Below are 11,437 nucleotides of genomic sequence, written 5' to 3' on the forward strand. Positions count from 1 at the left end.
ATTAACCTGAGCATAAACGGTGGCTTCGATCGTGACAAACCAAGAATTAGCGGTTGCCTTCGATTGGGAACACGCTTTATCTTACGATAAGTCAATTATTACGGCAGGCAGATTCGATGCACCCGTGCTGTTCTTCCAGAATCTGCTGATGCACGCTTGGTATGCAAAACGAGGCTCGATAAACTAAATGATGAATCATTCTCGAAATCGTCGGAGATTGTTGCTGGCTGGTGTATCTGTGCCGTTGGCGTAGCCTATCGGAGATAATCGCGGCTGTTTGGACATCGTGGGCTACTCAGGGAAATGCTACTGTTTCGGCTCAGGCACAGTTCGTAAAACTCGAACAGACGCTGGCGCGTCTCCAGTTGCAATTACGAGTTTGGTTACAGGGTAATACGACTGGGGCGGCACGCATTCGTGCTGGTGTTCCCGCCGATTGGCAGGTCGGCGATAAGACGGGTACTGGCGACTATGGTACCGCCAATGATATTGGCTTGCTGTGGCCGCCTCGACGTGCGCCCATTGTCGTTGCCATTTATACTACTCAAGGTGAGAAAGATGCCAAGGCGCGTAATGACGTTATTGCATTGGCAGCTCGAATCGTCGTCGATTGGCTGGGCTAATAAGTGCTTCGGTTGTGCCTTAGTAATATGCGCGTTATCTTGATTCTTCTTTCCAATTTCACCAATCAGATATGAAATTATTGATGGATATCCTAGCATTGGCAATCGCTAGATCGCGATCTAAGTTAGCTTCACTTTGATTATAAGCATAAATAAAATTAATATCAGTCACTCCAATATACTCAAAGATATACCTAAAATAAGATTCAAATTTTTTTATCACCTCATCTTGATTTTTATTACGTGGATAGTTATTTATTTGATTAGCAATGGCTAGCAATTTTTTACCGTGCAACAGTCCTTGAGAGTCATGTTTATTTTCTGTAACAGCAAGATTGGTTCTCGCAATCAGGTCGATATAAGTTTTTAAAGTGGACGGGACAATAAAGTTAAGAATAGGTAAGGAGATTAAATATCGATCGTTTAAAAGGAGTTCATCTACTAATTCCTTAGATGAAAATAGTTCACTGATGCTATCGAGTATCGATCTATCTGATGATGATGAAGCTTCTGCATCCATCCATTCTGCCGTAATATGAGAAATGGGAAACTGACTGATATCGCGATAGGTGACTATACTGTCAGGATTGCTGGCGATCCACTGCTCGACAAATTCTTTGGCAAGTAGACGCGAGATCGATCTACCAGTACGTTTACTAGTATCGATCTGAAGAAGATTAGTCATGATGAATGTCTTTACACAATCTGATGCGTTAGTTTATTAAGTTTGTGGATATCAAAAAGCTATGCTTTTAGAATTCTATAGTATTGTTTTGAGCTTAGCATTCAATACATTACACGATCGGCAACAATATTTTTATCAGATTCTTACGAACATTTATCAGATTCTTATGATTTTAGGTTGATAGTTAAAACTAGATTACTAACCCTGCGTACTTATTTTATATTTGTTTGAAAAACCATTAAAAATATTCAACTTAGGGCTTATTCTGTTAAGGTAAGATTTATCAAATTGTGCAAGCTGTCGATTAGGATGCCTGAAATAGAATCAACAATGGGCAGCCCGATTAGTCTGGTCGAAATCGATGAACAGTTGAGTGAAGCCCTAGTTTCATCTAGTCGGCAAATGGGCTGGAAGGGAATATTAGTCGAACATTACCGACATTCTGAAGAACCAGGTGAACTTGAAGTTCCGGCTCTTCCAGATCATTGGCTCACTTTACCGCTGGGAAAACCTGCCCACTTGACCCAAAAGCGTGATGATACTCTACATGAATCGACAGTCCAAAAGGGTGATATTATCTGTTTCCCCGCTGGAAGATCGAGTTACTGGCACATAGAAGGTCGTGTAAGTGATGATTTTGACTATCAGCCAATGCTGCATATTCAGTTGCAATCAAGATTGATGACCCATGTTGCCGAAAAACTTGAGTTTGGGCAGGGGCAAGTTGAGTTAGTCAACTGTTTTGGCAATCATGACTTACCACTCCACAACATTGCGATGTTACTTGCTGCGGAGGTAGAAACTGGGGGATTGATGGGAGAGTTGTACCGAGAATCATTAACTCAGGCGTTTGTAATTTATCTATTGCGAAATTATTCAACGATCGATCGAGAAATCAAACCTCAACATCAAAGTTTAACCAATATGCAGTTACAGCAAGCGATCGATTACATCCAAGATCGTCTTGGTGGAGACTTATCACTAATTCAAATTGCCGAGAATATTAACATCAGTCCGAATTACTTCGCTAGTTTGTTTAAACAAAAGACTGGCATTTCACCACATCAATATGTGATTCAGCAACGAGTAGATCGAGCGATAGTCCTCCTTCAAAAAACAGATTTGAGAATTAGTGAAATTGCTTCACGAGTTGGTTTCTCTAGCCAGAGCCATCTCACTCACCACATTAAAAGAGCTACTGGGATGACTCCAAAACAGATTGCTAAAATCAGAAGATCGTGAAAACTATTATGAGCGAAAGGGTGATAAGCACCCTTTTGCTTTAGCCATTTTTCATTGAAAAGTGCCTTTTGTTTCAAAACTATATTCCAATTTGCAAAACAATTTTGCCGCGCGTGCGACCGCTTTCGGAAAGTTGGAGTGCCTTTTTCACTTCCGCAAGTGGCAAAACGGTTGAAACATGCGCTGTTAATTTGCCTTCGTCAACCAATTTGCCGATCGCGGTTAATTGTTCCACGTTGGGTTTGCAGTAGACCCGCGCGGCATGGACACCAAATTCCCGCGCTGTTTCTGCGGACGGAAACTGTACTGCCGTAACTAGGAATCCACCTGGTTTCAAAGTTTGGAACGCTTTTTCAAAAGTGCCGCCGCCGACCGTATCGAAGACGACATCAACGTCTTTAACGACTTCTTCAAAGTTTTGCTTGGTGTAATCGACGAACTTATCCGCGCCTAAATCTCTGACAAATGCTTCATTGCGACCCGAAGCCATGCCGATGACAAATGCGCCTTTGGCTTTAGCAATTTGAACGGCTAGCGAACCGACTCCGCCGGAAGCAGCGGTTATCAAAATTGTCTGCCCACTGCTCAGATTCGCCAAGTCAAACATCGCTTGCCATGCAGTCAGCGCACCGAGCGGAATTGCCGCCGCATTCTCGAAATCGAGACTTTGGGGTTTGGGTGCTATTTCTCCGATTTTGGCGATCGCGTATTCGGCGTAACCGCCAGAGGTGACTATCCCGTAAACCGCATCGCCCTCCTTAAAATCTCTGATATCACTGCCAATCTTTTCGATCGTTCCAGCAATCTCCCCACCGAGAAAAATGGGAAGTTTCAGCCCTAACCTTTCGCCTGCACCGTTGCGGATCTTCCAGTCGATTAGGCAAAGCCTACGCTTCGCGAACGGATTGACCCCCGCGACACGAACTTTTACCAGCACTTCATCCGCTTTCGGCTCTGGGCGTTCGACATCGACATAATTTACAACGTCTTCATTACCGTATGCGTTAATTACGATTGCTTTCATTTTGTTCTCCAGTGTTCCGTTCAAATAGATGAAACTAACGATTTAGTGAGTTCATCACCGCTTCAGGATAGCTATTTCCGGCAGCAGCACCGATCGGGACAACTGCTTCAATCTGTTGAAGTTCGGCAGCAGTTAACACAATGTCTAAGGCTCCCACATTTTCATGCAGTCGTACTTGACGTTTCATGCCAGGAATGGGGATGATGTCTTCACCTTTTGCCAACAGCCAAGCGAGGGCAAGTTGGGCAGGCGTACACTGCTTTTGGGTCGCAATTTCCCCGATTTTTTCGACCAGTTTTAAATTGCGATAAAAATTCTCGCCTTGAAAGCGGGGACTGTGCCGCCGCCAATCGTCTGGTGGAAAGTTATCGGGAGATTGAAAGGCTCCCGTCAAAAATCCGCGTCCCAGGGGTGAGTAAGCAACTAAACTCGTGCCCAATTCTCGACACGCGGGCAACAGATCGGTTTCCGGCTCTCGCGTCCAGAGACTGTATTCTGTTTGCAGCATGGCGATCGGATGCACCTGAGCCGCACGTCGCAGGGTATCGGCACTCGCTTCTGAGAGTCCGGCATAGCGCACTTTGCCGTCTTGAATCAGGTCGGCGATCGCACCAACCGTATCCTCGATCGGCACATGCAGATCGACTCGTGCGGGATAGTACAGATCGATGTAGTCCACCCCCAACCGCTGCAAGCTATAAGCTAAAAAGTTTTGCACGGCAACCGGACGGCTATCTTCACCGTTAAAGCCACCTTTGTGGTCGCGCAGTGCCCCGAACTTCACGGCAATAAATACTTTATCACGGGGAATCCCTTTAATCGCTTCGCGAATCAGCAACTCGTTGTGACCCATGCCATAAAAGTCGCCTGTGTCGAGAAAGTTAATCCCGATGTCGATCGCGGCTCGAATCGTCGCGATACTTTCAGCATCATCGCTATGGCTGTCGCCATAGAAGTCGGACATGCCCATGCAGCCCAATCCCAATGCCGAGACTTGCGCGTCTGTCTTTCCCAGTTGGCGATATTTCATCATCTTACCCCTTTAAATTAATTGAGAATTGAGAATTGAGAATTGAGAATTGGGTTACAGACAGCAATTTAGGTTAATTAATGAGGTCATCTATTGATATTCATTTTGTTCGGCATTCATTTCCCGATTCAAACGCTGGAGTGCTGGCATGGCGATCAGCATCACCGCAACAGCAACCAGTACCTGAACCGCACCCGACCAATAGGGAGCGGTTGGACTCACGGCTTCATATAGCCAACCTGCCCACAGCGGCCCGATTACTTGCGCTAGTGCCATCACTGCCGCAATACTGCCCTGCACCCGCCCTTGAACATCTGCGCCCATACTTTTGGACATCGCTCCGGTGAGGCAGGTCTGGACGAGCGGTTGTCCCAAGCTATAGATCGCCATTCCGCCATACAGCAGTTGCACAGTACCTGTAATTGGGAATAGACCGATGAGAAAGAAGCCAAATCCGGCGATCGATCCACCCACAATTGCCAGATGAATTTCTTGAAAACGTCGCAGTAACAGCGGTAGGACGATAAGCTGCATTAAGACAACAGTGACCCCAAAAGATACCAATAAAGGAGAAATTTGCTCTGGAGTCCAATTGAGTCGATCGGCAACCAAGCTCGGCAAGTTAGACGAAGGCAGAATCACGATCGACCAGAACAGCAGATAACTCAGCAGTAGCAATCGGATTTGCGGAAATTGTAAGATGTCGCGGGTTTGAGTCAGTGGATTTAGTTGACTCAGCGGCAGTTCCGTCGATCGCTGCGCGTGTGGCAAACTTTCTGGCATCGAGAAGTAGCCCCAGATCACCGCAAACACGAGCAGCCCGATTAACACATACAGCGGCGCAACCGGGCTAATCCGGGAGACAAAACCACTCGTGGCTGGGCCAACAATAAACCCCGAACCAATTGCCGCCGTCAGAAAAGCAAAGTAGCGAGTGCGCTCGCTCGGTTGGGTGGTATCTGCTACATAGGAAAAAGCGGTGCCAATCCAACACTCACACACGCCTACAAGCATCCAGCCTACAAACAAGACCCACAATGCTCCACCGATCGCAAACATCGCAAAGCCGAGGATTGCGCCACACAGACTCACCAGCATCACCATTCGTCGCCCATAGCGATCGCTAATCGCTCCCAGAATGGGCGCACTGAGAAATTGTGCGAAAGAATAGCTCGAAAACAGCAGCCCGATGGTCAAGGCATTGCCACCATACTGCTCGACTAAAGCTGGCAAGATCGGGCCAATGAGTCCGATATAAAACGTGCTGAGAAATGCCGCAAACAGAATGAATGGATGCAGCCGATGCGGCGGTTGCGACGGAGCGGAGCTGCGTGCTAATCGCTTCATATTCATGTCCTACTCTCCAATGTCGGTTGTCGATCGGGTTGGCTGTGCAGAGACTTTTTAGCGTTGGCGTAGCCGCGCCGCGAGGTAATCGCGTTCACTGCGTTGCGTTTCCTTAATCTCCATTAGGCCAAACTCGATCGACAAAGGGCATGGATATTTTCTCGACAGACTTGCCTATTTCTAAGTTTGAGCAAAATCAAGGGTCGCAATCGAAAACAATTAGCTCTAACCCAAGTTGCTACCTATTATACTCACAGCGGTTAAAACCGCCGCTTGTGATGCAAAGTCCGCCTGTCTTGAAAAGGTGCTCTACTTGGGGTTTCCCCAAGACCGCACTTTTCGCTACGCGGACTAATATTTCAGTCCGCGTAGGCGGACTTCGCAACATTAGCCCCGAATTCATTCGGAGGTAATTCTTTGTCGAAAGCTCAATGGCGACAGTTCGGTGTGTTTTTTGAAGAAGCGGGAGAAGTGTCCTGCGTCCTTAAATCCCAACCGAGCAGCAATTTCCTGGACTGATTGTGACGATCGAGCCAACATGGCTTTTGCCTCGGCGATCGTCTTTTCGGCAATCCAACTATTAACCGATTTACCCGTTTTGTATTTGATAACAGTGCTGAAATAGTTGGGATGTAAATACTGTGCCTGGGCGTAGTCCTGCACTTGCAACAGGCGATCGCATTTGCCAGTCAGTAAATCGCGAAAGTGCGCTTCTAAATTGCGCTGAAATGTCAGTGTGATGTTAGAACTGGTTACAGCTTCAGTGAGTGGATCGTATGCCTTCCAAAATCGCTCTTTAATTTTGAGTAGCAACACCACCATTAAACAGCCGATCGTTTGATGCTTATAAACAGAATCCGACTGATATTCTTGCAACAACATACCGCCCAAGTTATCAAAGATTTGAAAGACTTCGCGATCGGGATAGTTCGGTGGCACAACTTCAGCAATTAGAAATGGAAATTCATCCAAAATATCATCACGAACATATTGCTTCAGGAATGATTCTGAGAAGGTGATGAGATAGCCTTTTAATGTTTCATCAACCTCAAATCCTTTTAGATGTCCTGGATTGGTAAAATAAATAATGTTGCCGCGCGTCACATAGGATCGATCGTCAATGAGGTAGCGACCTCGCCCTTCACTCAGAATTAAAACTGTGTAGAAGCGCGTCCGAAATAGTGGCGACTTAACTGGAAAGTTTGGAAATAGTTCCTCATTCCGATGAATCGTAAAGCCAACGTCTTGCTCTAGCTTACCGCCAAAGGAAGCATAAAGTTCGGACATCGAATCGTATGTTTTAATCGCATCACTCATTCGGATTGATGTGAATTTAACCGTCAGATTGTTTGTATCTAGAGCGATCGGACAAAAGTGACTTCGCTGGATAACCAGATCGCGACAATTCGATGTTTTAGAATCAAATTGTCGATCGTTGGTCTTTGACCAACGCTTTTTTGCTTAGTGGAAATGCGGAAGTAGCTTGTGCTTGACAAACTGCTCGAAGGTAGTTGAGGTGGTTGTTTCTACGGTGCGGGCTGTGGCATAAACCCCGTCGGGATCGCCCAGCGCATGGAACAGATCGCCCATTTCACGCTGAACATCGGCAGTCGCACCCATTGCGGCAAATTGCTGCTGGAGTGATTCAATACTGACTCCCTCGAATTTGACCGGATAGCCCCGCACTTGTGACAGTATTGCACATGTTTCCAGTAATGTGAGATTTTCAGGCCCCATCAAATTTCGCGTCCATTGACCTGCCCAATGTCGATCTAGTAGATATCGTGCAGCCACATCCCCGATATCATCAGTGCTAATCCACGGAAGATCGTGGTCGATTGGATAAGGAAACCGTACTATGCGATCGCAATCGATCGTTTCAACTTGCATCAGGAAATTTTCCATAAAATAGCCAGGACGTAGATGGACGACATTAGCTCCAGTTTGATTGAAGATCGATTCAACATCGCCACTAAATGAGACTGTGCCCAGGTTTGGTTTTGCACCCGCACCAATGCTAGAAATGTTCACGACGCGCGGAATGTTATTAGCACGTACAGCGTTCGCTCCTGCCTGTGCCGTTTGCAGATACCAATCTCTCATATTCGGCACATCCAGCTTCGGTGGTGTCAACCAAAACAACGCATCTGCTTGTTGCGTTACCTCTATTAATCCTTGAGCATCGTCACTGCTAATCGGGTGAACGATCGCACCTTTAGCAACGAGATCTGCTAGCTTCTCTGGATTGCGTGCTAGGAGAACCGTTTCGGCTCCAGACTGAATGACTTTTTCGGCGGTACGGCGACCAATGTTGCCCGATGCGGCTGCAATTACAATTTTCATATTTATCCTCTGTTATGAATTTGGCTTCGATGAGAAAGCAGTTGGGCTGCTGCCCATTAGTTCGAGAATCGGAGCCGGATTCCAATATTCGCGGTAGTGAATAATCTTGCCATCCTTGGTTTCTAGCCGCGCCACATAGTCTTGCTGATAAGTTTGACCCGTCGCTACAAATACAGCTTCTCCATGAAATTCAGCAAGTAGAACAGTTGGAATCGGTGTTTGATATTCACGAATATCTGTAAAGACCCAGTTTTGTAATTGTGCGGTTGCGTTCTTCATGTGGTTGTAAATCGCGGGTTTGCCTTCAAATCGAGTCGGCGCACCTAGCGCGGTAGCATAGGGAAATTCGACGACGGCATCTTCAGCTAGGAGGTCAGACCAAGCATCAACATCTGTGCCGATTAATGCCAAATGAGCTGCAAAAATTCGTTGGTTTTCGACCTGCCGGAGGCGATCGATCGAATTGTATTCCATAGCTGTTGTTAGTTAATTTGAGTTACTGTTTTTCAGGGAATAGACGGAAACTTTCTGTCACCCAGAGGATGCTGGGCAGATCTTGGTTGAGGTGCATCAAGTTGTGCGCGACCTAGCTGGAGCAGTGCTTACCGATGAGCATGTTTGGCTACCGTTTCACCATCGAGCAAGGCTTGATTAAAGCAATGGAAGTCTGTCCACTCCCATCAGTGTAGAAAGTTCTTGCATGTAATTTCTATCAGGTTCCTAATCCGATTTATCAGATTCTTACGCTCTTAGAAACCTGTTTTGGCGTACTTCCAGTGAGCCGCTTAAAATGTTGCGTTAAATGACTCTGACTAGAAAAGCCGACTTGGAAAGCGATACTCGCGATCGCTAAATCCGTAGTCTTCAACAGTACTTGCGCCCGTTTGACCCGCTGTTGAATCACATACTGATGTGGCGAATTCCCCGTAGCGCGTTTGAACAAAGTGGAAAAGTAAGTCGGGCTGATGTTAATAGATTCGGCAATTTCAGCCAGTGATAAGCTTTGGTCTAAATGAGCCTGAATATAATCGATCGTTTGTCGTAACTGGATGGCAGTTAAACCATTGTGCTGGGGCGCAATATTCGGCACAGAGCTGGAATAGTTGCGGAGCAGATGAATGACAAGTATCTGGGTTAAGGATTCCACATATAACCGACCCATGATGCCATCCGACTTGAGTTCGGATAACAGCAGCATCGCAATCTGATGGAGGCGTAGATCGGGCTTAGAGAAACAGTTGACAAGATCGATCGAATCGATTTCAGCAGCTTGAGCAACTTGCCGCACCAGTGCTGGATTCAAGTGAATGTGTAGCATTGTCTCGTCGGTATCGCTTGCCTCACCCCGCCAGTAGCTTGGTTGTCCAGCCGGAGTAAAGATGCTGTGACCCCTGTGAACGAGTGACTCATGTAGGCGACCGTCACTCTTCTGAGTCAAGTGAGCCGGATGTCCTAGCCGTAAGTTGAGCCAATGCTCCGATAAAGCCGGAACATCCATCTCACAGACGGTGGCAGAACTTGGATACTGATATTGTTGGACTAAAACGCCACTCCAGCTGAGTGATTGACTAGAGGATACTAGCGATTTATTCAAGCGTTGCTGGAGTTCGATTGCGCTCAGTAATTTGCTGGTCATCGGCTGTGGCTTATCTGACTCATTGAAGATATCTGATGACGATCTTAACGCCGATCGCTGTGAGGAATTTAAAGCGTTGGGTTATTTTATCTACAAAACATCAGGTGTAATTTTCCCAAGTAGACGCTCTGCGTTGGCTCCCGCGCTTACGCGATCTTCAAGCCAAATTTTCTAAATCGTAAGAATCTGATAGATTTTCGTAAGAATCTGCAACAAGCCAGTTACCAGAGACTTGTATACTCCAGGTAATATGTGGAAGCTCGATCTAAGTATGGCAATTATTCTAGGCACTTGCCCTCAGTAGGTGTACTGGCGACGATCGGATTATCGGTTCTGCTATCAAAACACTTATTTAAATGGCGATTTATTAGCCAACGGTGGGATGTTTAGTAGCGATAAAATTGGATCGCAATTTAATCTGATTGTGGATAGATCTGATTTTAGCAACACTCGTCAAACTTAGACTCCACTAATAATGTTATTTAGATAAAACGACCATAAATGCAAGACAGTATTCTGACAACGCTAGTTTTACCGATCGCCTTGGCAATAATTATGCTGGGGCTGGGATTATCACTCAAAAGTGATGATTTTTTGCGGATTTTTAAATATCCAAAAGCTGTAACGATCGGATTAATCGGTCAGTTGGTTATCTTACCAATTATTGCCTTAGCGATCGTCAAAGTTATTCCGATGCCACCAGCAATCGCAGTAGGGTTAATTATTCTCGCGCTGTGTCCGTGCGGCCCATCATCGAACATGATTACCTATTTAGCTGGTGGGGATGTGGCATTGGCTGTCACCCTGACGGTGTTTAGCAGTATGATTACGATCTTTACAATTCCCCTATTTGCCAGTCTGGCGGTGAATTCTTTTCTCGGCACAAATGCAATCGTCTCCTTACCGATTGGGGCAACGATGGGACAAATCTTTGTAATTACAGTGATTCCGATCGCGTTAGGGATGTATATCCAGCATCAATTCCCTAAAATTGCGCGACGGTTAGAGAAGGTTACTAATAAATTAGCGGTTGGCTTTTTAGTACTCATTATTATCCTCCTAGTTGCCAAAGAATGGAGTAAATTACCTGGTTTTATCGTGCAGGCTGGCATGGGTGTAATGTTACTAAATATCCTTGGTATGGCAGCCGGATATGCGATTAGTAAAATGCTCAATCTCAATATTGCCCAACAAATTTGTATCGCGATCGAAGTCGGGATTCAAAATGGGACGCTTGCGATCGCGATTACTGCTGGAATCTTAAAAGATGCAGAAATGGCGATTCCTGCGGCTATTTATAGCTTGTTTATGTATCTGACTGGATTTGCTGTCATTGCTTATGGCAAAAGTTTGACTAGTCATAGTCATTCGGGTGACATTCCATCTTCCGATCTCGGTTAGTCTTCTCGAACTTGGCATTGGCTTCTAGAAAGATGATTAGCTAAATCCTATGCTTAAAATACTAGATAGCAAATGGTTCTAACTATTCTCACTCTCTAAGAAAACC

The 11,437-nt window shown here is 45.8% G+C and carries 11 protein-coding genes and 2 pseudogenes; 5 read left to right on the forward strand and 8 right to left on the reverse strand.

Features of this window, described 5'->3' with window-relative positions; genetic code table 11:
• The first annotated feature begins 31 nt into the window (after positions 1–31).
• Both RMO52_RS23940 and RMO52_RS23945 read left to right on the forward strand, forming a co-directional pair.
• Positions 32–187 carry a hypothetical protein gene (locus RMO52_RS23940; protein ID WP_310419378.1) on the forward strand — a complete coding sequence of 52 codons (156 nt, stop codon included), beginning with the start codon at positions 32–34 and terminating at the stop codon, positions 185–187.
• Positions 188–293: 106 nt separating this feature from the next.
• Positions 294–623, forward strand: a pseudogene (locus tag RMO52_RS23945) (serine hydrolase); the annotation flags it as partial.
• Positions 624–681: 58 nt separating this feature from the next.
• Here RMO52_RS23945 and RMO52_RS23950 read toward each other — a convergent pair.
• The gene (locus RMO52_RS23950; protein WP_310419384.1) at positions 682–1,308 is read right to left on the reverse strand and encodes an NAD(P)H-dependent oxidoreductase; all 627 of its coding nucleotides are present in this window, start codon (positions 1,306–1,308) and stop codon (positions 682–684) included.
• A gap of 309 nt (positions 1,309–1,617) precedes the next feature.
• Between RMO52_RS23950 and RMO52_RS23955 the strand changes: the two genes are divergently transcribed.
• Complete coding sequence (locus tag RMO52_RS23955) at positions 1,618–2,550, forward strand: AraC family transcriptional regulator (protein ID WP_310419387.1); 933 nt, start codon at positions 1,618–1,620, stop codon at positions 2,548–2,550.
• Between the two features lie 79 nt (positions 2,551–2,629).
• Here RMO52_RS23955 and RMO52_RS23960 read toward each other — a convergent pair whose 3' ends face one another.
• The 6 genes from RMO52_RS23960 to RMO52_RS23985 form a co-directional block, all read right to left on the reverse strand.
• Complete coding sequence (locus tag RMO52_RS23960; protein ID WP_310419391.1) at positions 2,630–3,574, reverse strand: NADP-dependent oxidoreductase; 945 nt, start codon at positions 3,572–3,574, stop codon at positions 2,630–2,632.
• A gap of 34 nt (positions 3,575–3,608) precedes the next feature.
• Positions 3,609–4,604 carry an aldo/keto reductase gene (locus tag RMO52_RS23965; protein WP_396135097.1) on the reverse strand — a complete coding sequence of 332 codons (996 nt, stop codon included), beginning with the start codon at positions 4,602–4,604 and terminating at the stop codon, positions 3,609–3,611.
• Positions 4,605–4,694: 90 nt separating this feature from the next.
• Entirely contained in the window at positions 4,695–5,957 is a 1,263-nt protein-coding gene (locus RMO52_RS23970; protein ID WP_310419397.1) for an MFS transporter, read from the reverse strand.
• 393 nt (positions 5,958–6,350) lie between these two features.
• A complete protein-coding gene (locus RMO52_RS23975; RefSeq protein WP_310419400.1) occupies positions 6,351–7,268 on the reverse strand; it encodes an AraC family transcriptional regulator in 918 nt (305 codons plus the stop codon).
• A 144-nt stretch (positions 7,269–7,412) separates the two neighbouring features.
• Entirely contained in the window at positions 7,413–8,294 is an 882-nt protein-coding gene (locus tag RMO52_RS23980; protein ID WP_309740175.1) for an NAD(P)H-binding protein, read from the reverse strand.
• A gap of 12 nt (positions 8,295–8,306) precedes the next feature.
• A complete protein-coding gene (locus tag RMO52_RS23985; protein ID WP_310419403.1) occupies positions 8,307–8,768 on the reverse strand; it encodes a nuclear transport factor 2 family protein in 462 nt (153 codons plus the stop codon).
• 58 nt (positions 8,769–8,826) lie between these two features.
• Between RMO52_RS23985 and RMO52_RS24920 the strand changes: the two are divergent.
• Positions 8,827–8,983 (forward strand): annotated as a pseudogene (locus RMO52_RS24920) (nuclear transport factor 2 family protein); the annotation flags it as partial.
• 44 nt (positions 8,984–9,027) lie between these two features.
• Here RMO52_RS24920 and RMO52_RS23990 read toward each other — a convergent pair.
• Entirely contained in the window at positions 9,028–9,930 is a 903-nt protein-coding gene (locus RMO52_RS23990; RefSeq protein WP_309740172.1) for an AraC family transcriptional regulator, read from the reverse strand.
• Between the two features lie 501 nt (positions 9,931–10,431).
• On the opposite strand from RMO52_RS23990, the gene RMO52_RS23995 reads away from it, so the two are divergent.
• Entirely contained in the window at positions 10,432–11,331 is a 900-nt protein-coding gene (locus RMO52_RS23995) for a bile acid:sodium symporter family protein (RefSeq protein ID WP_310419406.1), read from the forward strand.
• The last annotated feature ends 106 nt before the right edge of the window (positions 11,332–11,437 follow it).

The sequence above is a fragment of the Chamaesiphon sp. OTE_8_metabat_110 genome, from assembly GCF_031382685.1.
Classification (GTDB): domain Bacteria; phylum Cyanobacteriota; class Cyanobacteriia; order Cyanobacteriales; family Chamaesiphonaceae; genus Chamaesiphon.